Genomic DNA, 23,667 nt, shown 5'->3' with positions numbered 1-23,667 from the left:
GGGAATCGGCAAACCTGTCAATGGCGTTATAATCGGCATTTTCGCCCGTTCTCGCCCCGCTGACGCCCGCTGACGCGTTTCGCGAAAAGCCCATGCTAGCGTGGTCCATCCGCCGGAATCCCCCGGTCGGAACACATTCATCAGACGCCGCCGGGCTGGCCCGGGCGTCACAAGGAGGAGTCATGGCCACCAGTGTCATCGAAATCTGCAACAGCGCCCTGCTCGACCTGGGCGAGGACGCCATCATGTCCCTTGGCGACGAGAGCAAGGCGGCCGCCCTGTGCAACCACCGCTGGCCTGCGGTGCGCGACGCGGTGCTGCGCGCCCATCCCTGGAACTGCGCCACGTCCCAGGCCGAGCTGGCCGCGGCCGCGGCCTCGCCCCTGTGGCGGTGGGAATGCCGCTATGTGCTGCCCTCGGACTTCCTGCGCATCGTCCACATCGTGGGCACGGGCGGCGCCCTGGTGCGCGACTGGGAGATACTGGGCGGCTCCGTGCTCTGCAACGAGGCCGCGCCCCTGTTCATCACCTATGTGCGCCGCGAGACCGACCCGCGAAAATACGACGCCCTGCTGGCCGAGACCCTGGCCGCGCGACTGGCGGCCACCCTGGCCTATCCCCTCACGGGCTCCACCTCCCTGGCCCAGTCGTGCTGGAAGATGTATCAGGACAAGCTGGGCGAGGCGCGCGGGGTGAACGCCCGCGAGGGTGTGCCCGAGTCCGTGACCCCCACCGGCTGGCTCGGAGCCAAGGTCGGCCGGGGCTGATCCCGGCCAGCGGGACGCGAAAAGCAAAGGGGCCGCCCTCATGGGCGGCCTCTCAGAGTATTGACAAAGCTCTCTCTGACAGGTTGTTGAGAAAGGTTCGAGTGCTAGGCGCGAAAAAAAGGCAAGGCCGACGCGTATATGAAATACGCGAGGGTTTGCCTTTTTTGAAGCAACGACGCAATCGGGCCTTTGTCAACAACCTGAGGGGCCGCCCTCATGGGCGGCCCCTGGCGTGTCATTTGCCGGTGATCATTCCTGCATGCGCTGAATAAGCTCATTGAGCTGGCTGGCCAGGGCGGCCAGGGAATCGATGGCCTGCCGTGACTCCTGCATGGCCCGGGATGTCTCCGAGGAGATGACGTTGATCTCGTCCGTGGCCCGGTTGACCTCCTCGCTGGTGGCGGACTGCTCCTCGGCGGCGGTGGCGATGTTGCGCACCTGGTCCGACGATTTCTCCACCAGGGACTGGATTTCCCCCATGGCCTGCCCGGTGCGCCGGGCCAGCTCGGTGCTCTCGGCCACGGCCGTGACCGCCTCCTCGGTGGCGACGATGTTTCGCCGCGCCCCGGCCTGGATATCCTCCACGGCCTTGCCCACCTGCTTGGTGGCGTCCATGGTCTTCTCGGCCAGCTTGCGCACCTCGTCGGCCACCACGGCGAACCCCCGGCCTGCCTCGCCAGCCCGCGCCGCCTCAATGGCCGCGTTGAGCGCCAGCAGGTTGGTCTGGTCCGCGATGTCCTCGATGACCTGCATGATGGCCCCGATGCCGTCGGCCTGCTTGCCGAGCTGGGTCATGCTCCCCTTGAGCTCCTCGGAGCGCCGTTCGATCTGGTTGATGGCCGTGACCACTTCGGTCACCAGCTGCGCCCCTTCCTGGGACTTCTCCCTGGCGTGGTCCGCGTTCTCGGCCGCGCTGGAGGCGTTCTTGGCCACCTCGAACACGGTGGCGTTCATCTGCTCCATGGCCGTGGCTGTCTCGGCCACGCGCTCGCGCTGGACCTCGGTGCCCCGGGTGGACTGCTCCACCTGGGCCGACAGCTGCTCGGCCGCAGACGAGACCTGGGCCGCGATGGTGTCCGCCTCCTGGGCCACGGCCAGAAGCCGCTCGTGCTGGGCCTGGGTCTGGCGCTCGCCCTCCCTTATGGCGGTCATGTCCTTGATCAGGGTGAAGCCGCCGATGATGCGGCCGTCAAAGTCCTTGAGGGGCGCGCTGTCCACCTCGATGTCGTAGCGTCTGCCCGAGGGGGTGGTGCCCGTGGTTTCCTGGCCGAGCAGGTTGCAGTCGTCGCGCATGCACTGGTGCAGACTGGTCTTCTTGGAGGCGTCGCCGTAGACGAACTTGCCAAAGGGCTGGCCGATGTAGTCCTCGGGCTTGCCCGGCTTCTCGAAGAGGTCCAGCTCCTGCTGGTTGATGAAGGTGATCTTCTCGTCCAGGTCCATGACCACGCAGGGCAGGGTCAGCCCCTTGAGCAGTCCCTCGGAAAAGCCGAGCTTGTTCTTGAGTTCGGCGGTCATGTCGCGCACGGCCTGGATGGTGTCGCCGATGGCGTCCCTGGCCGGGTAGTCGATGGCCGCGTTGTAGTCGCCCCGGGCGATCTCCTCGGTGAAGCGCGAGAGGGCGTGCAGGGGGCGCGTGACCAGCCGGATGACCAGGGTCATGATCACGGCCAGACCCAGGATGGCCGCCGCAGCCACGCCGATGTTCCAGTAGAGGATTCTCGTGTCCACCCCGTGCATCATCTCGGCCCGGGTCAGGGAGAAGCCGTAGCTCCAGCCCCAGGGGTCGAAGCGCTTGATGTAGACCTGCTTGGTGTCGCCGCCGAACTCGTATTCGACGATGTTGTCCGTGGCCTCCTTGAACGCCTCCCAGAAGGGATAGTCGGTCAGGGACTTGCCCTCGATGGTGGGGTGCATGATCAGCTGGCCGGACTGATTGAAGATGAAGCCGTATCCCTCGCCGCCCACGCTGGCCGCGGCCACGGCGTCGCGGAAGGCCGGGGTGAGTATCTCCCGGCCCACGTAGATGACGCCGATGATCTTGCCTGCCGGGTCCCTGAAGGGTTTGTAGGCGGTCTGGTACCACGCGTTGACCACAAAGGCGATGCCGTAGTAGGTTTCGCCGGTCATGATGGTCTTGTAGACCGGGCTGGAATCGGGGATGTAGGTGCCCACGGCCCGCTTGTCTTCCAGGGTCATGACATTGGTGGAGATGCGCAGGAGCTTGCCCGGCAGCACCTGGAAGATGGTGGCCGTGCCGCCCACCCGGCGCTGCACCGCGTCCACCACGTCGAAGTTGTTGTTGACGCCCCGGTAGCCGAAACGCATGGCCGGGATGGTCACCTGCTCGCTCTCGCGGGTGACCTGGTTGATGATGGTCATGGCTATGGGCGAGTCATTGTCCAGGCGCGGCGTTCCGGCCGTTTCGATGGCCTCCTCCATGAACAGCAGATCCCCCCTGACCTTTTCGCCAAGCAGGTCCTCCTGCATTTTCATCATGTTGACGGTGCTCTCGCAGGACGCCTCCATGGAGGTCTTGCCCAGCACCTCCAGGGAGTCGTTGACCTGAAAGTAGGTCACGGCCGACATGGCGATGATGGCCACGGCCACGGCCGACAGGACGCCGATTTGCAGTTTTGCCTGAAACGGCAGATTCCCTAAGGACACGCGCCCCCCTCGATGTTGCGGTTGTCTCCGCTCGCGCCCACCACAGGCGCGAAGCCCCCCATCTACTTATGGGAATTGTAAAAATTAGTACCACTGTTCCACAAATTGTGTCAACGGGGGGAATCTCTTTTTCATCGGCAATCCGGGAGGGTGCGGGTCGAGCGGCGCAGCGGCGGCTATCGGCCATGCCGTTTGCGCCACTGGGCCGGGGTCAGCTTCAACCCGCCCTGGGCCCAGAACCCCTGTCCAGCCTCCCGGGCCTCGGCCTCGGCGCGCGCCAGCCTCCCGGCATGGGCCGTGTTGGGGCGGATGGGCAGGACCAGGGCCAGCCCGGCCCGGACCAACTCCTCGTTGAGCATGCGCTCGCCCACAAAGACATAGGCCAGGAGGCGGCCGTAGCGGTCCCGCCGCTCCTCGTCGAACTCCAGCCGCAGTGCCTGGCCGCGGCACAGCGCCACGACATGGTTGCGCGCCCGGTTGCCAAACTCCTGCCGTCCCTCGGGCGCGTCGATGCCTATGAGCCGGACCTCCTCCCTGCGCCCGGCCAGCTCCACCACCAGCGAATCGCCGTCGATGACGCGCACCAGCCGCACGGCCTCGGCCCGGGCGCAGGAGCAAGAGAGCGTCAGGGCCAGGATCGCCAGGACCGCCAGCGCCGGAAAACGGCCGACACGGCCGGGAAAACCGGGGTTGCGCATCAACATGCCGTCGTCATATAGGAAACAGGACCAATGGCAAAGCGCGAAAGACAGGAGAGAGACAGCCCATGAAACTGACCGTGCTGGTTGACAACGCCACCCTCACCGACAGCTATTACCTGGCCGAGCCCGGCCTGTCCCTGCACATCGAGGACGCGGGGCTGCGCCTGCTCTTTGACGCGGGCTACTCGGACGTCTTCCTGACCAATGCCCGCCGGGCCGGGATAGACCTGCTGGACCTCGACTGGGTGGCCCTCTCCCACGGACACCTGGACCACACCTGGGGGCTCGACGCCCTCATCCGCCACCGGGTGGAGAGCGCGCATCTTTTGTGCGGAAAAGAGCGGGGCGAAAAAGAACGGCGCGAACGGCCCCGGCTGCTGGCCCATCCCCGGGCCTTTGACTCCCGGCACGCGGGCTCGCTGCCCGAGATCGGCACCCTGCTGGCCGGGGACAAGCTCTCCCGCCACTTCGAGCTGATCCTGTCCCGGGAGCCGGTCTGGCTCTCAAAAACCCTGGTCTGGCTGGGCGAAATCCCCCGGGCCAACGATTTCGAGCATCCCGTTCCGATGGGCCGCCGCTTGAGCGCGGACGGCGAGACCCCGGACACGGTCCCGGACGACACGGCCCTGGCCCACGTGGCCGAGGACGGCCTGACCGTCATCACCGGCTGCGCCCACGCGGGCGTGTGCAACACCGTGGAGCACGCCCGCCGCGTCACCGGCGTGGACCGGGTGCGCGCGGTCATCGGCGGCTTCCACCTGCTGGGCGCCCCGGCCGCCCGGCTGGCGGCCACGGCCGACCATCTGGCCGCCCTGAACCTCGAGGCCCTCTACCCCTGCCACTGCACCGACCTGGCGGCCAAACTCGCCCTGGCCGCCCGCTGCCCGGTCCGCGAGGTGGGCTCGGGTTCGGTGCTGAGGCGCTGACGCTTCGGTTTTCCAAAGGAAATGGGGGCTCCCACATGGAAGCCCCCGGTGTTCATGCCTGGAGGGGTTTGGGGGTTACGCGGCAGCGGTCACCGTGACCGAGCCTGCGGTGTTGGTCGCCACCAGCAGGGTGACGGCATCGGCCCGGGTGGGGCCGGAGCAGGCGATGATGATGTCGCCGGTGTCCAGGTTGTAGTCCTCGGCCGCCTGATCGAAGTAGCCTTCGGCCGTGACGGCCACCGCGTCGTCGACGCTGCGGTAGACGAAGAGCTGCTGGCCGGGCACGCCGCCCATCAGCCGCATGTCCTCGCTCTGGTATCCTTCCATGAGTGTCTCCTTGGTTCAGCGGGGGGGGGGCGCACCCCCCCGGTTGCGTGTTGCGTGTTGGGTGGTGCGGGCTAGAGGATGACCGCGTCGTCGTCGCAGCGGATCTCGATGATGCCGTCCGGGTCGATGAGGCACGCGCCCGCGCTCAGCATGTGGTCCACCAGATGCGCGGCCTTCTCCGGCACCCAGTCCACAAAGGCCTTCACATCCTGGCCCTCGGCCAGACCGAGCGCGTTGCGGTGGTAGATGAAGCAGCTGCGCGCGCCCTCGGCCACCGGCAGGCCGGTGTGGAACATCCAGGTGATGCCCAGCCAGGTGCGCGACTCGGTGCCGGTCAGCCACGCATACTGCTCCCCGGCATAGTCGCTGGACTTGAACTCCTGGATGTTCAGCAGCTCGTTCCACTGGTGCGGGCCGACCACGGCGAAACGATGGCCGTCGTCAGCCACGTCGGCCGCGTTGAGGGTGCCAAAGGCGCGCAGGATCTTGTCCTTGGTCAGCCCGGTGCCGCCCTCCTCGATGACGTTGGCCGCGCCGCCCAGCCGCCCGATGATCAGCTCGTCCACCTTGCGGCCCAGGGCCCAGGCCCCGGCCTCGGCAGCGACCTTTTTCTCGTCGTGCTTGTGCTTGAACTCGTCGAGCTTGTCGACGTACTCGGCCGCGTACCAGTCGGAGAGGGCGCACTGCACCGAGGCGTGGTCGAGGTTCATCAGCGGCACGTTGCCGTGGCGCGTCTTCTTGCCCGCCGCGCCGCGCCCCACGCGCTGAAACACGCAGGTGGAGCCGATCACGCCGGACTGCAAGCGCACGGTGTTGCGCATCTTGGAGCCGCGCTGCTGGTAGGACTGGTGCACCATCTCGGCGTACTCGTTCACAAAGGCTTTGGTGATGGTCATGGACATTGTCGTTGTTACTCCTCATGTTGCTCTGTTTCACGATGTCCGGGTGCCCGAAACACGTCCCGATACCGGGTGTCCGCCCTTCCCGGACGCGAACCGTTCGCGCCGGGACAGCGGGCCGAAACCGAAACTCCGGGCCGGTGAACACACCCTAGACCCGGTTTTTCGGCCAGGATGAAAACGGGCGTCACAGGGACGCCACAGGGCGAAACAAGGGCAACATTCCCCATTGACAGGGGGGCGCGGAGTAGGACGGGAGGGGGGCGGCGTGCCGTCGGTCGTGGTGGTGGGGACAGGGAACCGCCTGCCCTGAAACTGGTCCGGTGAAGCTGACGTGGCGCTCGAGCCACGCGGACGAGCCACGCAAACGAAAAACGGGCTACAGCTTCCGCTGTAACCCGTTGTGTTTACTTGGCGTCCCCAAGGGGGTTTGAACCCCTGTTGCCGGCGTGAGAGGCCGGAGTCCTAGGCCACTAGACGATGGGGACGCATGTTTGGTGGGTCGTACTGGGCTCGAACCAGTGACTCTCTGCTTAAAAGGCAGATACTCTACCAACTGAGTTAACGACCCGCGCCAAGGAAGGTATGTCTATCCATTTGCATTTCAGGTGTCAAGGGGAAAAAGCGCCTGGACGGGTGCCTGGATTTGCATCCTAACACTTTGACATATCGAATGATTTCATTTTTTTCTTGCAAAATTGTTCTTGCGTGTTATAGTCCCGCTCCCGTCCAGAAGACACCATGTCCATACAGGAGCAGACATATGACAAGAAAAGACCGCACTGAAGGGATCTACTCCCGCCGCGAGGTCCTCGACGAGTCCGAGCGCAGGCAGTATTGCCAGCTCCAGCTCAAGGAACTGCTGAGCTACGCCTACCGGTATTCCGAGGACGTGAAGAAGCGCTTTGACCGCGCCCAGTTCAATGTGGACAAGTTCCGCTCCCTGGCCGATATCAAGCATATCCCCATCATCAAGAAGAAGGAGCTGATCTTTCTCCAATCCATGGGCCCGCGCCTGGGCGGGCTGCTGACCAAGGATCTGGGCGAGTTGCAGCGCGTGTTCCTCTCGCCCGGCCCCATCTTCGATCCCGAGGACCGCAGCGAGGACTACTGGGGCTGGACCGAGGGCTTCTACTCCGCAGGCTTCCGCTCCGGCGACCTGACCCAGATAACCTTCAACTACCATCTCGCCCCGGCGGGCCTGATGTTCGAGGAGCCGCTGCGCAACCTCTCCTGCGCGGTGATCCCGGCCGGGCCGGGCAACACCAACTCGCAGATCGAGATCATGCAGAAACTGCGGGTGACAGGCTATGTGGGCACCCCGAGCTATCTGATGCACCTGGCCCAGAAGGCCGAGGAAATGGGCCTCTCCCTGCGCAAGGACCTCTTCCTTGAGGTGGCCTTTGTCACGGGCGAGAAGTTCTCGGAGAAGATGCGCTCCACCCTGGAGAAGAAGTTCGACTGCATCATGCGCCAGGGTTACGGCACGGCCGACGTGGGCTGCATCGGCTACGAGTGCTTCCACAAGAACGGGCTGCACCTCTCAAACCGCGCCTATGTCGAAATCTGCCACCCCGACACCGGCATCCCCCTCAAGGACGGCGAGGTGGGCGAGATCGTGGTCACGGCCTTCAACAAGACCTACCCGCTCATCCGGCTGGCCACCGGCGACCTGGGCTATCTCGACCGCCAGCCCTGCGCCTGCGGCCGCACCAGCCCGCGCCTGGGCAACATCGTGGGCCGCGTGGACACCACGGCCCGCATCAAGGGCATGTTCGTCTACCCGCATCAGGTGGAGCAGGTCATGGCCCGGTTCGAGGAAGTCAAGCGCTGGCAGATCGAGGTCACCAACCCCGGCGGCATCGACGAGATGATCCTGTCCATCGAGGCGGGCCAGTTCAGCCAGGAAGACGAGTTGCTGCACCTCTTCCGCGAGAAGATCAAGCTGCGGCCCATCCTCAAGGTGCTGGCCCCGGGCACCCTGCCCCCGCAGATCAGGCCCATCGAGGACAACCGCACCTGGGACTAGCAGGATGTTGAAAAACGGCGATCTGCGGACGTTAAGCGACTGTAGGCGAGTCTTCGAGCCGTACAGAAAGCTTATTCAAAAAATTCAAACCCTCGCGTACCAGGAGTACGCTTCGGCCTTGAACTTTTTTCGCGCCTCGCATCTCACCATTTTTGAACACCCTGCGGTTGTGAGGGAATCAACGATTTACTAGCCGTCCCGGCATCGAAGATACCCCGGCCCGGTCCGCGCCTTTCGCGTGGACCGGGCTTTTTCGCGCCCGTTTGTGCAATTGTCGGCGTGGATTTGCCCAAAGCCTCGTGCCCGGTGTATGCAGCCAGCATGAAGGGTGTCGAAATCGACGGATGCCGGGGCGGCTGGCAGGCGGTCTGGATCGGGAACGGCGCGCGGCGGGAGTGCGCCCTCTGCCCGGACAGGGCCGTCTGGTATCATGACTTCAACAACTGCTGAGGATTTCATGCGTATGCGAAACCCGGGGCTGACCGCGCCGCATCTGGCCCTGCTGCTGATTCTTTCCATGGCCCTGACCGGCTGTTCGCCCAGAGTGGCCCATCCTCCCCTGGCCGTGACCTTCCTGCCCGCCTCGGGCGAGTTCGTGTCTGTCGATGGCGACCGGCTTTCCTTTGACGAGGTGATGGCCCTGACCCGGGACACGAACTACATCCTGCTTGGCGAGAACCATCCCAATGTCTGCGACCACACGGTGCAGCAGCGGGTGCTGGCCGCCATGGCCGAATCTGACACGCCGCCCGTGGTCGGGTTTGAAATGGTGGCAGCGGACAAGCAGCCCGTGCTCGACGACTTTGCCGCCGGGATCGTGGAGGTGGACGACCTGGAGGCCGAACTGGAATGGAGCGAGCGCTGGGGCTACCCCTTTGCCCTGTTTCGCGGCCATTTCGAGATCATCCGCCGCCACAGCCTGCCCGTGGCCGGGCTCAACGCGCCCTCGGCCGTGACCCGCAAGATCGCCCGCCAGGGTCTGGACGGGCTGACCCCGGACGAGGTCGCATGGCTCCCGGCCGTGATAGTGCCACCTGCCGACGACCAGATGCCCCTGCTCGACGCCGTGTTCGAGCTGCACCAGGGCCGCGACTCCCGCGACCCGGAGCTGGACGAGGCCACCCGGCGCGAGCGGTTCCTGCTGGTCCAGTCCATATGGGATTCCGCCATGGCCGAGGCGGCCGTGGCCCTGCGTCGCAAGTACGACTGGCCCGTACTGGTGGTGGCCGGGGGCGGGCACGTGGAGCACGGCTGGGGCATTGCGCGCCGCATCCGCCAGTTTGATCCGGGCGCACGGATACTGCTGCTCATGCCCTGGCGCGGCGGCGAGTTCGAGGCCGATGCGGCCGACGCCTTCTTCTTCTGTCCCGACACCTATGAATCGCGCATGGACATGACCCTGGTCGCCACCGGCCGGGGCGGCCTGCTGGTGGAGCGCGTGGGCCGCGGCTCGCGGGCCGAGACCGCCGGTCTTCGGCCCGGCGATCTGCTCATCGAGGCGGCTGGCGTGCGCCTTGACCGGCTCATGGACCTGCATGCCGCCGGATTCAAGGTCCACAAGGCGGACCAGCCCCTGGTCTTCACCGTGCAGCGCGCTGGCCGATCCTTCAAGGCCGATGTGGGCAGGCTTGGCCAGCCCGGCCAGGGCCGCGCCTCCAAACCTGAGACAGACCATGAGACGGACGCGCCACCGGCCGACGAATCCGGCCAGGAGCCCGACGCCGCGTCCGGCACGCAACCCGAAACCCCAAGGGGGAGATAGATGAAACGGATGATCCTGGTTCTGCTGGCCGTGGTGCTGCTCCCGTTCAACGCCCAGGCAGGCGGCATGCTACCCGCCATGCCCGAAACAACAGGCGGGCTGGCGCGCATCGAACTCGTCACCGGCCCCAAGGCCCAGGCCGAGGTGGACGAACTGCACGGCAAACCCCTGCCTGCCGAGGAAAGCATCGTGGCCCGCTACGCCCGCATCGACGCCAAGGGCCAGCCCTCCGAACGGCCGACCGAGATATGGATTTCGCGCGTTTCCTCACCAGAGGAAGCGCGGCGGCAGACAGGCCAGATGGTCCACATGATGTACGAAAATCCCAAATCCCCCTTCCGCGATCCCGTGCGCATCGACCACCGCAACAGCCCGGTCTACCGCTTTACCGGCATGGGACAGGCACACCTCATCTGGCACGAGGCAGACCTCGTCTACTGGATCAGCACCGCCCCGGCCGACCAGAACCTGATGCTCGACACCTTCCACCTCCCGACCGCTCCGTGAGTGTGGGGAAGGGATGTGGGGTGTGGGTGGAAGATTCCGGGGGGTAATCTTTTTTGGAAATGGCCGCCACCTTGTGTGGGACTATCGGCTCTTGCCTTCTGTTTTCAACGGGTTGCGGCCGCTTGGCCGCAGCCCGTTGCTGGTTGTGTGTGACTGCCGTGTGTGAATCGGTCAGGCAACCTGGCGGCTTTGCTCTTCATGGATTGCCATGGCGTCCCGTTCCACGTTCCGCAGTTTTTCCAGATAGATCTCGGTGCTCCGTCGGTCGGCATGCCCCAGCAGATGCTGGATGCCCGAGGTGAGCGCGCCGTTGTTGTCCATCACCGAAGCGCCCGATGCCCGGAATCAATGGAAGGAATAGTAGCCGACACCGGCTTTCTTGCACGCCGTCTTGAGCATGGAGTAGCGGCCCTTGGTGTACGGCCCATCCACCATCCGTTTCTGCTTGTGGCTGTAGCTGCGGCACCAGAACACCCATTCCTTTTCAGGGTCGCGCCTGGCATACAGATCACTGAGAACCTCGTACAGCTTGTCGGTCGTCGGCACCTGCCGGAGCCAAGGCAGCCAGGGAGGATTCGATTGTCGGCGGAAAATCGGCGGGGCTTACTGCGGCCCGGTCAGGGTCTTGATGTCGGCCTCAAAGCGGTGTCTGTAGTGTTCGACCCGGGCCGGGTCTGCCATGACCATGTCCAACTGCCGGGCGTGCATGATCATGTAGCCCAAGGCCCGAAGCCGCGCCTCCAGAAATGGGCGCTCGCGATTGTCCAGGGCGGCGGTCAGCCGGTCCTCTCGAATGTCGATGCGAAAGCCCTGGGATTCGAGAATGTCCGCCAAGAGGCGCAGGCGCAACTGGCGGCGGTCCTGGTCTGCGGCCCCTCCCTTGAAATGAAAGCGGATGGAATTCTCGAAGAGACGCTCGCCGACGATGGCCTCCACAGTCGTGAAGTGAAAGCCAATGCGTGAACTTAAGCAGCAGTAGTTCTTGGAGATCATGAAATAGCTGCGCTGGGCGTATCGCGAGCCCATGGAGCCGGAGGCCAGGGCCGGGTTGGCCGTGGCCTGAAACATCACCGAGAGGAGGCCCGCCCCGCTCAGCCCGGGGGGGCCGTCCCAGGGCACGGCCATCATCCCTTCCCAGAGGGCGCGCATGGGGATGGAGGCGATGTTCTCCAGGTCCACGCAGGGGCCTTGCTCCTCCCTGACAAAGCCGTCGTCGAGGTTGAGAACCCACCACTGCATGGGCACGCCGCAGAACAGCCGCTTGCCCATGCCCTCCCGGTAGCCGTGGTCCTTGCCGAAGCGGAACATCTCCTGAACCGACTGCTCGTGGCAGAAGCGGGTGATGTCGTGCAGGGTGCGGCAGTTGGCGGGACTGAAGTCGGGAGAATCCGGGTCCAGGAGGGTGAGGGGAACCACCAGCTCGGCCACCCGTTTCAGGGTTCGATGGACCGGGGTGTTGGCAAGGGTCGCGGGCCGTGGATTCTGGTTCTCCAGGCCTGGGAGCGCGTCGGCATAGACGCGCGATGCGTCGGCATCCACCGTGACCATGCTTCCCTGCTTCAGGGCGTCCATGGCCCCGATGGCTCCGAACAGGGCCGGAACGCCCATCTCCCGGGCCACGTTGGCCAGGTGGCTGGCGCTGGCCCCCTGCTCGGCGACTACGGCGGCGGCCTTGTGCAGCAGCGAGGCCCAGCGCGGCAGAGCCTGGGACGCCACGAGCACGCCCCCCTGCGGAAAGCTCAGGGCGTCGCCCTGGCGCGTCAGCCGGAACACGGGACCCGCAGCCGCGCCAGGGGCGGCCGTGACCCCGCCCTCGTAGAGCAGCCGGGCCTGGGGTTGACCGAGTCCGCGCCCTGCCGCAGCCTTGCGCCCGGGGCTCATGCGGTGCAGTGGGCGGCATTGCAGGATGATCACGCGTCCATCACGGTCCACGGCCCATTCAATGTCCTGCGGCTGGCCGTAGTGACGCTCCAGGGCCATGGCCATCACCCCAAGGCGGACAGCTTCGGGTTCAGACAGCGAGCAGCTGCGGCGCTCTTCGACAGTGGTTGGCGCACGGGCGACGCCGGTGGTTTCGGCGCAGTCGAAGCGGACGGCCTTGTCCGCCACCTGACGGGAAAGCACCTGGGGGGGGTCGTCGTGACTCAGGATCAGGGCGTCCGGGGTGACCAGGCCGTCCACCACGGCGCGCGGCAAGCCCCAGACGGAATGGACGAGCATGGTCTCGTCCTGGAGATCGACGGGATTGCGCGTGTACAGCACACCCGAGGAACGCGGCCGAACCATGCGCAGACAGGCCACGCACATGGCACTGTCCTCATGGGCGATGCCCAGTCGCAGGCGGTAGAGCATGGCCTGGACGGAAAACAGGGAGGCCGCCACTTCCTTGTAGGCCTCGGTGACGTCATCGGGAGAGACGTTGAGCAGGCTGAGGTATTGTCCGGCAAAGGACGCGCCTTCCAGGTCCTCGGCCAGGGCGCTGCTGCGCACGGCAAGACTGGTCTGCGGGCCGCAGGAGCGCACCAGATCGGCTACGGCGGTGTGGATGTCGGCGGCCAGGTCGTCGGGCAGGGGCGCTTCGAGGATCAGGCCTTGGATGGAAGACGACAGGGCGTAGAACTGGTCGGTGTCTTGCGGATTCGCGGCCTGGATGCGGCGGTTTATCTCCTCCTCCAGCCGCGACGCGGCCAGGAAACGCCGGTAGCCTTCGGCCGTGATGACAAAGCCGGGGGGAACCTCGGCATCCACGGCGGCGGCCACCTCGGCCAGACGCGCGGCCTTGCTCCCGGCCAGATCAGTCATGTCCGGGGTGATCTGGTCAAGGCGCAGGACCTGGGGGCCGCCATGCCGGGGGGCATGGGGGGCCAGCGCGGCCTCGATTTCCGCCTGGATCGACTTGAAGACCGTGGACAGCGCGGCGTATTTGCCCGGAGCGAGGGCATCAAGATGGCGGATGATGCGCAGCACCGAGGAGATGGAGGCAGTGGTTCTGGAACGCACAAAGGCCATGCCAAAGGGTTGGTCACCGGCCAGGGCGGCTTCCAGTTCGGTCATGGCCTCCAGGGCCTGGTTGTTGGCGGCCAGCAGCTGCCTGAACTCGTTGAATCTGAATCGGAACCGCTGCCTGATTTCCTCGATTTCTCCCGCCTGCTCGGCCGCAGGAGAACCTCGTCGCGCTTGGAATATCCGTGTGAGCCAGCCCATATGCTCCCCCGTGGCGGTATCCTGATTCTGGAGGCCTTGGACCTGATCGACCTTCAGCCCTGGCTCGTGTCCAAGGGCTGGGAGGGGCCACCAAGCCGCTTTGACTGGTATGCGCCCTCAATGGCGTAGACGAGGTCGTCGATGGCCACGGGCTTGAGCAGGTAGTCGAAAGCCCCGCCCTCGATGCCACCCACGGCCGTGGCCGCGTCGGCGTGGCCAGTGAGGAGCACCACTGCCACCTGAGGCATACGCCGGGTGATCTCTCCCAGAACCTCGATGCCGTCCATGACCGGCATCTTGACGTCCAGCACCACCACATCCACAGGGTCCTGCTCCAGGAGCGCCAGACACTCCTCGCCGCACCGGGCCGTGACCACGGAGAATTTCCGGTGTACCAACCGTTTCTGGAGGGTGCCCAGGAAGGCGGGCTCGTCATCCACCAGCATCACGCGTATCTCGCTCATGGTTTCCTCTCTTGGGACAGACGCCTTGGGTCAGGGCGCTTCGCTTCCCGGCATGGACGGCCGGGGTGTCTTCACGATGGGTCGGGCCGGGCCTGCGGCTGGGCACCCGGCGTTGGCGCGGGCAGGCGGATCGAAAAAACGGCACCCTGGCCCGGGGTGCTCTCCACGGCGATGTCGCCACCCATCCTGGTGACGATGCCGTAGCAGATGGACAGGCCGAGGCCGGTGCCCTTGCCCACGGGCTTGGTGGTGAAAAAGGGGTCGAAGATCCGGGAGATGTCAGCCTCGCCGATCCCGGGTCCGGTGTCCGCCACCTGAAGCAGGAGCGCCTTACCGATTTCGGCATGATCCTCCACGGCCGTGGTGATGCGGATACGCCCGCCCTTGTCCTCCATGGCCGAAATGGCGTTGTTGATCAGATTCAGCAGCACCTGCTGGATTTCGGACGGCGAGGCCACGATCTCCGGCAGATCCGGGGCCAGCCGGGTATCAATGACGACATGGTGCTTGACGGCCTGCCGCTCCATGATCTCCCGAATCTCCAGCACCATGCCGTTGAGGCTCAGGGGTTGCTGCCGGGTCTCGGCCTTGCGGGCGAAGTGGAGCAGATTGTGGGTGATCTCCCGGCATCGCTGCCCCTGAGTCCGAATCAGCTCCAGAGAGCGGCTCAGCTCCTGGGGGTCGATGCGCCCCTCCACACTGTCCTGCAACAGGTCCATGAGCCATTCGGCCTCCTGAATCATGATGGCCACCGGGTTGTTGATCTCGTGGGCCACCCCGGCCGCCAGGGTTCCCAGCGAGGCCAGCCGCTCGGTCTCGGCCATGCGCTGCGCCATCTGGCTGCGGAAGACCGCCTCGCGGCGGCGCTCCTCGCGCCGGACAACGGTGTCGTGAGCCTGGCGGATCTTCTGGGCCAGCTGGTCGATCTCCACGGGCTTGATCAGGTAGTCGAAGGCTCCGTCCTTCATGCCCTGCACCCCGTCGGCGGTGGTGGCATGACCCGTGATGAGCACCACCTCCACATCGGGGTGCGCACCCTTCAACCGCCGCAGGGTCTCAAGGCCGTCCATGCCCGGAAGCCGGACGTCCAGAACCACCACAGTGGCTGGCTGGCTGGTCATCACCTCCAGGCACTCCTCGCCCGACCCGGCGGTCCTGGGAGCGAAGCCCCGCAGTTGCAGACGCTGGGCCACACTGTCGCGAAAGCCCGCCTCGTCGTCCACCAGCAGGAGGTCCAGAGGGGCTTCGGCCAGCTCGTCGTGAAGCATGGAATCATCCACTGTGGGTATCTCCCGGGTTGTTGGTCAGGCCGCCTCAGCGCAGCCGGGGCAGGCTACACGACCTCGCCGGTCACGCGTTGCAGGCGCACGGTCAGGGTGCCCGCGTTGCGGTCCAGGTCGAGGGTTGCGGCCAGGGCCTCGGCGGCCAGGGTGGTGGCCCGGTCCGGGAAAGGCTCGTCCCGGTCCGCCTGCGTGGACTTTGCCAGGCCGGACAGGTGGATGACGCAGGTATCACCCTCCACGCGCAGGCTCAGGGCCACGCCCTGGTCAGGCTCCAGCCCCCGGAAGGATGTCTGTAGGCATCCGTATAGCAACTGTTGCACGGTATAGGGCGCGGCGTCCACGGCCACGCAGCCGTCGCAGATTTCCAGACCCACGGTGCGGGCCTTGGGAAAACAGGAGGAAAGCTCGGCCATGAACCGCACCACCCGGCCCAGATCAAGACGAATGACGGGCGCGTCCGTGCTGTGGGCCAGGGAGTTGATGCGGCTGACGAGCCGTTGACCGCGCTCGGCTTCTTCGCCGATGCGGCGCAGCAGTTTCTCGAGCCGGGCCGGGTCCACGCCGCCCCCCGAGGCCTTGAAGGCCGAGAGGTCCTCCAGCAGCCCCGAGGTCTCGGAGATGGTGGCCATGACGTTCTGCAACTCGTGGGTCAGATGCACATTGAGGCGTCCGAAGGTGTGCAGCGTTTCAAAGGGTATCTGCAATGTGGCGCTCATGTTCAGTCTCCCTTGGGCGAAAGGCCCATGACCCGGTATATGTTGGCCACCAACTCGTCGATGGGCATGGGCTTGACCAGATAGCAGGAGGCCTCGGCCGAGCAGACCTTGAACTCGTCCTCGCTGCCGTGCCCTGTGAAAAATATGAACCGGGTACTCGGCGTGATCCGCCCCAGCTCGCGCTTGAGGTCCACGCCGCCAAGGCGCGGCATCTTCACGTCCAGGATGGCCAGATCGAACATGGTCCGGGAGGCCTTTGCCATGGCCTCTGCGCCTGACACGGCCCACTCGGCCTCAAAGCCCCGCAGATTCAGCCGCTGGGCCAGGGCCGAAACAAATTTTTCTTCATCGTCAACCAACAATATCTTCAGCGTTGACACGTTGCTCCTCCATTGCAAGGGGCAGGGTGACGAGGAACGTCGTGCCCTTGTTCATCTCGCTCTCGACGGTGATGGCCCCCCCGAGCTTTCTGACCAGCCCATAGGTTATGGACAGCCCGAGGCCCGAGCCCTCGTGGTTGCCCTTGGTGGTGAAAAAGGGATCGAAAATGCGGCTCAGATGCTCGGGAGCTATGCCGCACCCGGTGTCTGAAAAGCGCAGCGCGACGCCGCGGCCCTCGTCAAGCCGCGCCGAGAGGGTCAGGCTTCCCCCGGACGACATGGCCTGCAAGGCATTGGTCACGAGGTTCAGGGTGATCTGTTGCAGCTTGCCCCGGTCCGAGTGGATGGGCGGCAGGTCCGCAGGGATGTCCACGTCAATGCCTATGCTGCGGTACTCGGCCTCCTTTTCCAGGAAGCGGAGCACGCCGCGCACCACCTTGCCGAGGTCCAGCTTCTCGATGGTCAGGTCGATCTTGCAGGCGAATCCCAGAAGCTGCTTGGTGATCTGGCCGCAGCGCTCCACGGACTCCAGCACGATGTCGATATTGTCCACCAGCCCTGGGGCCGGCTCGCGTCCCGTCTTGCGCCCAGGCAAGGTGAGCATGTCGCGCACCAGTCCGGCCCGCTCGGAAATGACTGCCAGGGGGTTGTTGATCTCGTGAGCCACGCCTGCGGCCAATCGGCCGATGGAGGCCAGCCGCCCGGTCTGCTCCATGCGCTCCATGACCTGGGCCTGACGCAGGTTGGAATCGTAGATGGCGTTGGTCATGTAGGTGGAGATGACATAGATGGCCGTGACAATGACCACCAGACTGATGCCCGCCAGCCACAGCAGGTCGATGCGTGGTTGCAGCCAGCCGATCATGGCTTCGGACGTGGGCTTGACCACGCAGAGAATGTACGGCGAGGCCTTGATGTAGGCATACGCCACCAGGACCTCCACCCCCCTGCGGTCCGTGGTGATGAAGTGGTCCGTGCGTTCGCTGAATTCAGGCACCGGGATGCCTGCGGCCTGGGAGATGGCCCCGTATCGCTTTGACGGGGTCTGCAGGACGCCCTCCCTGTTGATGATGAAGGCGTCGCCGCTGTTGCCCGCCTCCAGCGAGGTGAGCATGTTGGAAAAGGCCAGGATGTCCAGCGTGGCCCGCAGCAGGAAAGGGCGTCCGGCCTCGGTTTCGCCGCGTACAGCCACGATGGCGTGGGATATGTTGCGAAAACCGAGGAACACGTCGCTGGTGTAGGCCCCTTTTTCCATGGCCGCCATGAACCACGGCACATCCTTGTAGGAACGGTCCTGGAGATCAAAGGGACCGGCGTAGGACACCTGGATGCCGTCCTCGGTGAGCAGACCGAGGTCCACGATGCCGCCAAAACCCGCGCGCATGTTCCTGAGCACCTGGGCCAGATGCTCAGGGTCTTTCATCAATGCGTAGGTTTCCTCGCGCAGGGTGAACTCCAGCACCGCGCGCCGCTCATCCAGAAAATAGGTCACGGTGCGCCGGGCGTTGGACGCGGTGCGAACGGTGCGCAGAACCTGCTCGGAACCCGCCACACGCCCTGTCAGCGTGTAGTCGATGGCCGTGATAATGCACAGCGGCAGCAGCGACACCACCGCGAGCAGCGCGATGGAGAGCAGCCACAGCGACCGGTAGTCGAGAAATCCCTGTCTGGCCAGTGTCCTGTGATGCGGCTTCAGGAACTTGGGCACCAGACAGGAAGTCAGACGCCGCCGCAATGCGCTCATGCCTTCTCCTCCTCGCCACGCAACAGCAGCGCAAGTTTTTCCACGCTGACCGGCTTGTTGATGAATGAAACAGCGCCCAGGCCCATGCACAATTCGCGGTCCTGATCCGTGCCGTGCCCGGTGAGCATGTGCACGGCCATGGCCGGGCAATGCCTCCTGGCATGGCGCAGCACGTCAGCCCCGCTGCCGTCCGGCAGACGCAGATCCAGAACCATGGCATCGAAAGATTCGGCCTCCAGGGCGCGCAGAGCCTGGCTCGCGTCGAGCGCGACAACAGGACGGAACCCCCGCAGGAGCAACCGTTCGGCCAAGGCCTCCACAAACCCGAACTCGTCGTCAACAAGAAGGATGCGCATGTCTCAAAATTTTACACTGATAAAAGTATTGACACAAATACTGGAGCCAATTAAGCACAAACAGTTTCGTTTGTAAATGCCCTTGTTTCAAAAATCACAGCAAGAGGTTTCAGCATGCGCCAATTCAACTTCTCCTTACCACCCATTGCCTGGGCAACAGCGGGCGTACTGGTCTCGTTCACGCTCCTTTTCCTCCTCATGCCCGGCCAGGCAATGGCCACCGATGCCGCCGGGGGAGCCGCAGCCATGGACACGCAACCCTGGTGGTTCTGGCCCCTGGTGCTCCTGGTATTCTGTTTTTTCCTGGGCATCATCGCCGTGCTGGCGGGCGTGGGCGGCGGCGTGCTCTATGTCCCCCTGGTCAGCGGCTTTTTCCCCTTCCATCTCGACTTTGTACGCGGCGCGGGCCTGATGGTCGCCCTGGCCGGAGCGCTGGCCGCAGGACCCGGACTGCTGCGGCGCAACCTGGCCAGCCTGCGCATGGCCCTGCCCATGGCCCTCATCGCCTCGGCCAGTTCCATCGGCGGGGCGCTGCTCGGCCTGTATCTCTCCCAGCTCAACCCCGACATCCTCCAGATCTGCCTTGGCTCCACCATCGTGGGCATCGCCGTCCTGCTGCTCATGAGCAAGAACTCGGCCATACCGGACGTCAAGAAGCAGGACGCCCTGGGCATGGCCTTTGGCATCGGCGGCACCTACTTTGACGAATCCATGAACGAGAAAATTTCCTGGAAGACCCACCGCACGCCCCAGGCCCTGTTCACCTTCATCCTCATCGGCGTGCTGGCCGGAATGTTCGGCCTTGGCGCGGGCTGGGCCAACGTGCCGGTATTCAACCTGATGATGGGCGCGCCGCTGAAGATATCGGTGGCCACCAGCAAGTTCCTGCTCTCCATCACCGACACCTCGGCCGCCTGGATCTACATCAACCAAGGCTGCGTCATTCCGCTGATGGCCATTCCCTCCATCATCGGGCTGATGCTCGGGTCATTCGTGGGCGTCAGGCTGCTGAGCATAGCCAAGCCCAAATTCATCCGCTACATGGTGATCGTGGTCCTTCTCTTCGCTGGCCTCAAGGCCATTGACAAGGGCCTGCACATCGGACTGCTCGGCTGATGATTTCAAGCCGACCGAACAGAACGAAAATCAAGGAGAAAACGGTATGAGTCCGCACACCGACCCCGATACCCGGCCGATGCCGGAGCAGATCATCTACGCAAACATCCTCGGCATGGGCGCCTACCTGGGCATCCTGATCATGGTCGTTACCTACATACTCTATGTGACCGGCACCGTCGGCGCGCATATCGAGCTGGAAATGGTTGTCCGCAACTGGCACCTCAATGTCCAGGAATTCATCCAGGTCACCAACTCCCCCTACGGCTGGGGCTGGGTGGGGCTCCTGGGAAAGGGGGATTATCTCAACTTCCTGGGCATGGCCCTGCTGGCCCTGCTGACCATCGTCTGCTACCTCGTGCTGCTGCCCGGTTTCGTGCGGCGCAAGGATTGGACCTATTTCAGCATATGCCTGGCCGAAGTGGTGGTCCTGTCCCTGGCGGCATCGGGCATATTCGGCAGTGGTGGACACTAGGAACCGGCCACAGCGAAACACAAGGAGTTTCCCATGAGTGACAAGAAAATAACCGTCCTTCTGGTGGACGACAAGAAAGAGTTTCTGGAAACCCTGGCCGAACGCGTCAGGCTCAAGGGCTTCAACACCCTGGAGGCCACGACCGGAGCCGAGGCCATCACCATGGCCGCCGAGAACGATATCGACCTGGCCGTGATTGATCTCAAGCTCCCGGACATGGACGGCCTGGACGTGATCACCCGGCTGAAGCGGGACAAGCCCGGACTGGAGACCCTCCTGCTCACCGGCTACGGCAGCGACAAGCTGCGCGAGGCCAGCGACGCCCTGAACACCGCCTATTTCGAGAAGCAGGACATGAGCGGCTTCTGGGCGTTTCTGGCAGGTTTTTCCAGACGCCCCGCCTTCCTGGTGGTGGATGACGAGGAAGCGTTTCTGGACACCGTGGCGCAGCGCGTGCTACTCAAGGGCTTCGAGGTATTCACGGCCAGCAGCGGCGCCCAGGCCCTGGAAATAGCGGCCAGGGAGAAGATCGACTTCGCCGTGGTGGACCTCAAGCTTGGAGACACGGACGGCCTGGACCTCATCACCCGGCTCAAACGCGAACAGCCCGGGATGCAGACCATGCTGCTCACGGCCTTTGGCAACGACAAGTTGCGCGAGGCCACCAAGGCCCTGAACACCGAATACTTCGAGAAGCAGAGCATGGGCAGCTTCTGGGCCTTCCTCAAGCGCATGCCCCGGCGTATCGAAGACGCCATGGCTGCGGCTGGCATGGCCACGGGCGGCGACCTTGACAACGCCGAAGCCATTGACAAGAGCAGTCGGAAGTAGATGCACCCGCACCCCACGGGCAGCGCCCGGAAAAAGCAACGCCTCGACGGCACAAGACGACGCAAGTCGAACGGAACGCGGGAGGTGTTCCACCCCATGAGCACCTCCCGCATCCCTGTTCGGCCCTGCTGGCGTTCCCCGTCACCCCAACGCCCCGATATATCATGAGCAGACGCATCATCCTCCTTGTGGACGACGACGAAAACTTCCGGGACACCCTTGTTCAACGCATGGAGAGCCGGGGTTTCGACGTTGTCGCCGTATCAAGCGGCACCGAAGCCTTGCAGATGGCCGCCGCCAACGAGCCCACCCTGGCTGTGGTGGATATGCGCATGCCGGACATGGACGGCCTGGAAACCATAGCCAGGCTCCACGAGCTGCGCCCTGAAATGCGCACCGCCCTGCTCACGGGCTACGGCGGCAACGCCCTGCGTCAGGCGGCCCAGGCCCAACACGCCGAGTACTTCGAGAAACAGAACATGGCGCGGCTTTGGGAGCGCCTGGAGAGCCTCAAGGCCGAGCCGCAGCCAGGGGATCACATCTCGGCTGCCGGAGGAGCCGACGGCTGGCCCGAGGAGAGTGAGCGGAACATCATCGGCCAGACCAAGACCATGCAGCAGCTCAAGCGCGACGTGGACATGGTGGCGGCGCTTGACTGCACCGTGCTGCTGCTGGGTGAGACAGGCACGGGCAAGGAACTGCTGGCCCGCACCATCCATCGCAAGAGTTCACGCACTCGGGGCCGGTTCCTGGCCGTGAACTGCGGCTCCTTCTCCCACGATCTGCTCTCCAGGGAGCTGTTCGGCCAGGAGCCCGAGGCGGGCGGCGGCCGGGGCAGCACCGGGCTCTTCGAGACCGCCTCAGGGGGCACCATCCTCCTGGACGAGGTGGGGGACACCCCCCTGCCCATGCAAAGCCAGCTGCTGCGCATGCTGCAAGACCGCACCATCCACCGCGTGGGCGGCGGCCAGGAGGTGCACGTGGACGTGCGCATCATGGCCACCTCCAACCAGGACCTCAAGGCCAAGATCCGCGCCGGCCAGTTCCGCGAGGATTTTTACTACCGGCTCAACGTCTTCACCCTGCATGTCCCCCCCCTGCGGGAGCGACGTGACGACATCCCCCCGCTGTGCAACTATTTCCTGGCCTGTTACAACCAGTCCTTCGGCCTGAACGTGGACGGGTTCGAGGCCGAGGTCATGGACATGCTCATGGACTATCCCTATCCCGGCAATGTCCGCGAACTGGAAAGCATCGTCGAGCGCGGGGTCATTGTCCGCCGCGAAGGGGTGATCCGCCGCGAGGACCTGCCCAGGCGCTTCCAGGAACCCGGGGCCGCCCCCCAGAAGACGGGCTCAGGCCGCCACCAAGGCGAACGCCTGCCGAGCCTGGCCGAGATCGAGGAAGAGCACATCCGCCGGGTCATGGCCGCAGTGGGTCACAACAAACTCGAAGCGGCCAAGGTGCTGGGCATCAGCCGCGCCGGACTCTGGCGCAAACTCAAGAAGATGGACGAGGCCGACGCGGCCACGCAATAAGATCTCCCCGCCCCGTTTTCCCGCGACCGCATCACCTGGGCACAGGGTTAGCCCTCGACCTGCGAGGTGAGCCCTCGGTTGTTCCAGCCGTTGATTCCGGTCAGCGCCTTTCGATCTTGTGCTGTTTGATCAGGGCGTAGAGGCGGGCGCGGGAAAGTCCGGAAACCTCGCAGGTGCGACGGATGTCTCCGCCGGTCTGGTCCATCAGTCGGTTGAGATCGTCCCGCTTGATGCGGGCGGTCTACAGTACGACCAGATCATGAAGCGCATCCCCAAGTAATAACACAGACTACAAGTACGAAGCGAAGTACATCAGGCAATTGGAAGCCAAGAGCCTGATCCTCGAACCCTTGGAGCAGGCCATGGTGGCCCGGGCCGAGGCTGCGGCCAAAGCCCAATGGGAGCGGCTGGGCGTGGAACTGGACATGACCGGAGACTGAACTGAGCGAATGGGGCAAAACCCGGACCGATGCAGCTGGCCCGGGGATCCGTGCTCATTGACCTGTTCTGAATCCCACGCTTGCCCCTCTTGCTGAAACCGGCTAAAAGGACACGCTGAAACAGAATAAACAAATAAAATCAGACCATTGCAGCGACGCAGAAAAGCGAGACGTTCCGAGTCTTCTCTTCGGCAGAATGGTTGAGGGTCGGGGTTCTAGCTTTTTCGGGCACTCGAAGCATTCTAGAAGTCAGCGATAGCCTCATATTGACGCGGCTTGGCTTTTTTATAACCATACTAAATACAAAGATTATTCTTTCTGGGTATGTGTGAAAACATGTGTTGATTTTGTTCCAAAATCACCAGAAAGAGTCTGCAATCGCTGAGAATCGCAAAAAGTAATTCCCCGCCATGTTAGGAAAACACGGCGGAGACTCGCCTCTCGAATACGCGGTGGGTCTTTTTGGAAAAGTCTTCACCCCGGCCCCCCCCTTTCTAAACTGTTGGGGTCTACGCCGCCTGGGAGGGCTTAACTGAGC

At 64.4% G+C, this 23,667-nt stretch carries 23 protein-coding genes and 2 tRNA genes; 10 read left to right on the top strand and 15 right to left on the bottom strand.

Going from position 1 to position 23,667, the window contains the following annotated elements; genetic code table 11:
* Positions 1-182: 182 nt before the first annotated feature.
* Positions 183-767 carry a phage connector family protein gene (locus QQS14_RS14375; RefSeq protein ID WP_285907704.1) on the top strand — a complete coding sequence of 195 codons (585 nt, stop codon included), beginning with the start codon at positions 183-185 and terminating at the stop codon, positions 765-767.
* A gap of 249 nt (positions 768-1,016) precedes the next feature.
* Here QQS14_RS14375 and QQS14_RS14370 read toward each other — a convergent pair whose 3' ends face one another.
* Both QQS14_RS14370 and QQS14_RS14365 read right to left on the bottom strand, forming a co-directional pair.
* Positions 1,017-3,431, bottom strand: a complete 2,415-nt coding sequence (locus QQS14_RS14370) for a methyl-accepting chemotaxis protein (protein ID WP_285907703.1) — start codon at positions 3,429-3,431, stop codon at positions 1,017-1,019.
* Between the two features lie 176 nt (positions 3,432-3,607).
* Entirely contained in the window at positions 3,608-4,135 is a 528-nt protein-coding gene (locus tag QQS14_RS14365) for a thermonuclease family protein (protein WP_285907702.1), read from the bottom strand.
* 62 nt (positions 4,136-4,197) lie between these two features.
* Between QQS14_RS14365 and QQS14_RS14360 the strand changes: the two genes are divergently transcribed.
* A complete protein-coding gene (locus QQS14_RS14360) occupies positions 4,198-5,058 on the top strand; it encodes an MBL fold metallo-hydrolase (RefSeq protein ID WP_285907701.1) in 861 nt (286 codons plus the stop codon).
* A gap of 75 nt (positions 5,059-5,133) precedes the next feature.
* Here the strand turns inward: QQS14_RS14360 and QQS14_RS14355 are convergent, their stop codons facing one another.
* The 4 genes from QQS14_RS14355 to QQS14_RS14340 all read right to left on the bottom strand — a co-directional run bounded on the left by QQS14_RS14355 (position 5,134) and on the right by QQS14_RS14340 (position 6,855).
* A complete protein-coding gene (locus tag QQS14_RS14355) occupies positions 5,134-5,385 on the bottom strand; it encodes a hypothetical protein (RefSeq protein ID WP_285907700.1) in 252 nt (83 codons plus the stop codon).
* A gap of 71 nt (positions 5,386-5,456) precedes the next feature.
* Positions 5,457-6,281, bottom strand: a complete 825-nt coding sequence (locus tag QQS14_RS14350) for a phage capsid protein (RefSeq protein WP_285907698.1) — start codon at positions 6,279-6,281, stop codon at positions 5,457-5,459.
* 415 nt (positions 6,282-6,696) lie between these two features.
* A tRNA-Glu gene (locus QQS14_RS14345) sits at positions 6,697-6,772 on the bottom strand.
* A 7-nt stretch (positions 6,773-6,779) separates the two neighbouring features.
* Positions 6,780-6,855: transfer RNA gene (locus QQS14_RS14340), tRNA-Lys, on the bottom strand.
* Positions 6,856-7,047: 192 nt separating this feature from the next.
* Here QQS14_RS14340 and QQS14_RS14335 point away from each other — a divergent pair.
* The 4 genes from QQS14_RS14335 (at position 7,048) to QQS14_RS14320 (ending at position 10,582) form a co-directional block, all read left to right on the top strand.
* Positions 7,048-8,313: a phenylacetate--CoA ligase family protein gene (locus QQS14_RS14335; RefSeq protein ID WP_285907697.1), complete on the top strand. Its 1,266-nt coding sequence runs from the start codon at positions 7,048-7,050 to the stop codon at positions 8,311-8,313.
* Between the two features lie 321 nt (positions 8,314-8,634).
* Complete coding sequence (locus tag QQS14_RS14330) at positions 8,635-8,763, top strand: hypothetical protein (protein ID WP_285907696.1); 129 nt, start codon at positions 8,635-8,637, stop codon at positions 8,761-8,763.
* A gap of 7 nt (positions 8,764-8,770) precedes the next feature.
* Positions 8,771-10,075, top strand: a complete 1,305-nt coding sequence (locus tag QQS14_RS14325; RefSeq protein ID WP_285907695.1) for a ChaN family lipoprotein — start codon at positions 8,771-8,773, stop codon at positions 10,073-10,075.
* Positions 10,076-10,582 carry a hypothetical protein gene (locus QQS14_RS14320; protein WP_285907694.1) on the top strand — a complete coding sequence of 169 codons (507 nt, stop codon included), beginning with the start codon at positions 10,076-10,078 and terminating at the stop codon, positions 10,580-10,582.
* A 171-nt stretch (positions 10,583-10,753) separates the two neighbouring features.
* Here QQS14_RS14320 and QQS14_RS14315 read toward each other — a convergent pair whose 3' ends face one another.
* The 9 genes from QQS14_RS14315 to QQS14_RS14275 all read right to left on the bottom strand — a co-directional run bounded on the left by QQS14_RS14315 (position 10,754) and on the right by QQS14_RS14275 (position 18,729).
* On the bottom strand, positions 10,754-10,903 hold the full coding sequence (locus QQS14_RS14315) for a hypothetical protein (RefSeq protein ID WP_285907693.1): 150 nt from the start codon (positions 10,901-10,903) through the stop codon (positions 10,754-10,756).
* A 24-nt stretch (positions 10,904-10,927) separates the two neighbouring features.
* A complete protein-coding gene (locus QQS14_RS14310) occupies positions 10,928-11,128 on the bottom strand; it encodes a hypothetical protein (RefSeq protein WP_285907692.1) in 201 nt (66 codons plus the stop codon).
* 57 nt (positions 11,129-11,185) lie between these two features.
* Positions 11,186-13,786, bottom strand: coding sequence for a PEP/pyruvate-binding domain-containing protein (locus tag QQS14_RS14305; protein ID WP_285907691.1), 2,601 nt, complete (start codon positions 13,784-13,786; stop codon positions 11,186-11,188).
* A 53-nt stretch (positions 13,787-13,839) separates the two neighbouring features.
* On the bottom strand, positions 13,840-14,250 hold the full coding sequence (locus QQS14_RS14300; protein ID WP_285907690.1) for a response regulator: 411 nt from the start codon (positions 14,248-14,250) through the stop codon (positions 13,840-13,842).
* Positions 14,251-14,321: 71 nt separating this feature from the next.
* Positions 14,322-15,530 carry a sensor histidine kinase gene (locus tag QQS14_RS14295; RefSeq protein WP_285907688.1) on the bottom strand — a complete coding sequence of 403 codons (1,209 nt, stop codon included), beginning with the start codon at positions 15,528-15,530 and terminating at the stop codon, positions 14,322-14,324.
* Between the two features lie 53 nt (positions 15,531-15,583).
* Positions 15,584-16,249: a histidine kinase gene (locus tag QQS14_RS14290; protein WP_285907687.1), complete on the bottom strand. Its 666-nt coding sequence runs from the start codon at positions 16,247-16,249 to the stop codon at positions 15,584-15,586.
* Between the two features lie 2 nt (positions 16,250-16,251).
* A complete protein-coding gene (locus tag QQS14_RS14285; protein WP_345782804.1) occupies positions 16,252-16,629 on the bottom strand; it encodes a response regulator in 378 nt (125 codons plus the stop codon).
* Positions 16,601-18,373, bottom strand: coding sequence for a sensor histidine kinase (locus QQS14_RS14280; RefSeq protein ID WP_285907686.1), 1,773 nt, complete (start codon positions 18,371-18,373; stop codon positions 16,601-16,603). Before QQS14_RS14280 ends, QQS14_RS14285 begins: the two co-directional genes overlap by 29 nt.
* Positions 18,370-18,729: a response regulator gene (locus QQS14_RS14275; RefSeq protein ID WP_285907685.1), complete on the bottom strand. Its 360-nt coding sequence runs from the start codon at positions 18,727-18,729 to the stop codon at positions 18,370-18,372. The genes QQS14_RS14280 and QQS14_RS14275 overlap by 4 nt, the downstream gene beginning before the upstream one ends.
* Before the next feature lie 114 nt (positions 18,730-18,843).
* On the opposite strand from QQS14_RS14275, the gene QQS14_RS14270 reads away from it, so the two are divergent.
* The 4 genes from QQS14_RS14270 (at position 18,844) to QQS14_RS14255 (ending at position 22,689) form a co-directional block, all read left to right on the top strand.
* Positions 18,844-19,845 carry a sulfite exporter TauE/SafE family protein gene (locus QQS14_RS14270; RefSeq protein ID WP_425607936.1) on the top strand — a complete coding sequence of 334 codons (1,002 nt, stop codon included), beginning with the start codon at positions 18,844-18,846 and terminating at the stop codon, positions 19,843-19,845.
* 46 nt (positions 19,846-19,891) lie between these two features.
* Positions 19,892-20,320: a DUF1634 domain-containing protein gene (locus QQS14_RS14265; RefSeq protein ID WP_285907684.1), complete on the top strand. Its 429-nt coding sequence runs from the start codon at positions 19,892-19,894 to the stop codon at positions 20,318-20,320.
* A 33-nt stretch (positions 20,321-20,353) separates the two neighbouring features.
* Positions 20,354-21,151 (top strand): response regulator, encoded by a 798-nt coding sequence (locus QQS14_RS14260; protein ID WP_285907683.1) that lies wholly within the window; start codon positions 20,354-20,356, stop codon positions 21,149-21,151.
* Positions 21,152-21,315: 164 nt separating this feature from the next.
* A complete protein-coding gene (locus tag QQS14_RS14255; protein WP_285907682.1) occupies positions 21,316-22,689 on the top strand; it encodes a sigma-54-dependent transcriptional regulator in 1,374 nt (457 codons plus the stop codon).
* Positions 22,690-23,667 lie beyond the last annotated feature (978 nt).

The sequence above is a fragment of the Pseudodesulfovibrio pelocollis genome (assembly GCF_030282845.1).
Taxonomy (GTDB): Bacteria; Desulfobacterota; Desulfovibrionia; order Desulfovibrionales; family Desulfovibrionaceae; genus Pseudodesulfovibrio; species Pseudodesulfovibrio pelocollis.
The sequence above is the reverse complement of the archived record's forward strand: the minus strand, read 5'-3'. Positions and strand labels throughout refer to the sequence as shown.

What these genes read in the sequence shown, in the direction of transcription:
- QQS14_RS14360 (WP_285907701.1), top strand. Translation starts at nt 4,198, where the DNA reads ATGAAACTGACCGTGCTGGTTGACAACGCCACCCTCACCGACAGCTAT.
- QQS14_RS14300 (WP_285907690.1), bottom strand. Translation starts at nt 14,250, where the DNA reads ATGAGCGAGATACGCGTGATGCTGGTGGATGACGAGCCCGCCTTCCTG.
- QQS14_RS14265 (WP_285907684.1), top strand. Translation starts at nt 19,892, where the DNA reads ATGAGTCCGCACACCGACCCCGATACCCGGCCGATGCCGGAGCAGATC.
- QQS14_RS14280 (WP_285907686.1), bottom strand. Translation starts at nt 18,373, where the DNA reads ATGAGCGCATTGCGGCGGCGTCTGACTTCCTGTCTGGTGCCCAAGTTC.
- QQS14_RS14365 (WP_285907702.1), bottom strand. Translation starts at nt 4,135, where the DNA reads ATGTTGATGCGCAACCCCGGTTTTCCCGGCCGTGTCGGCCGTTTTCCG.
- QQS14_RS14255 (WP_285907682.1), top strand. Translation starts at nt 21,316, where the DNA reads ATGAGCAGACGCATCATCCTCCTTGTGGACGACGACGAAAACTTCCGG.
- QQS14_RS14355 (WP_285907700.1), bottom strand. Translation starts at nt 5,385, where the DNA reads ATGGAAGGATACCAGAGCGAGGACATGCGGCTGATGGGCGGCGTGCCC.
- QQS14_RS14260 (WP_285907683.1), top strand. Translation starts at nt 20,354, where the DNA reads ATGAGTGACAAGAAAATAACCGTCCTTCTGGTGGACGACAAGAAAGAG.
- QQS14_RS14275 (WP_285907685.1), bottom strand. Translation starts at nt 18,729, where the DNA reads ATGCGCATCCTTCTTGTTGACGACGAGTTCGGGTTTGTGGAGGCCTTG.
- QQS14_RS14350 (WP_285907698.1), bottom strand. Translation starts at nt 6,281, where the DNA reads ATGACCATCACCAAAGCCTTTGTGAACGAGTACGCCGAGATGGTGCAC.
- QQS14_RS14325 (WP_285907695.1), top strand. Translation starts at nt 8,771, where the DNA reads ATGCGTATGCGAAACCCGGGGCTGACCGCGCCGCATCTGGCCCTGCTG.
- QQS14_RS14270 (WP_425607936.1), top strand. Translation starts at nt 18,844, where the DNA reads ATGCGCCAATTCAACTTCTCCTTACCACCCATTGCCTGGGCAACAGCG.
- QQS14_RS14315 (WP_285907693.1), bottom strand. Translation starts at nt 10,903, where the DNA reads ATGGACAACAACGGCGCGCTCACCTCGGGCATCCAGCATCTGCTGGGG.
- QQS14_RS14290 (WP_285907687.1), bottom strand. Translation starts at nt 16,249, where the DNA reads ATGAGCGCCACATTGCAGATACCCTTTGAAACGCTGCACACCTTCGGA.
- QQS14_RS14305 (WP_285907691.1), bottom strand. Translation starts at nt 13,786, where the DNA reads ATGGGCTGGCTCACACGGATATTCCAAGCGCGACGAGGTTCTCCTGCG.
- QQS14_RS14375 (WP_285907704.1), top strand. Translation starts at nt 183, where the DNA reads ATGGCCACCAGTGTCATCGAAATCTGCAACAGCGCCCTGCTCGACCTG.
- QQS14_RS14330 (WP_285907696.1), top strand. Translation starts at nt 8,635, where the DNA reads ATGAAGGGTGTCGAAATCGACGGATGCCGGGGCGGCTGGCAGGCGGTC.
- QQS14_RS14335 (WP_285907697.1), top strand. Translation starts at nt 7,048, where the DNA reads ATGACAAGAAAAGACCGCACTGAAGGGATCTACTCCCGCCGCGAGGTC.
- QQS14_RS14320 (WP_285907694.1), top strand. Translation starts at nt 10,076, where the DNA reads ATGAAACGGATGATCCTGGTTCTGCTGGCCGTGGTGCTGCTCCCGTTC.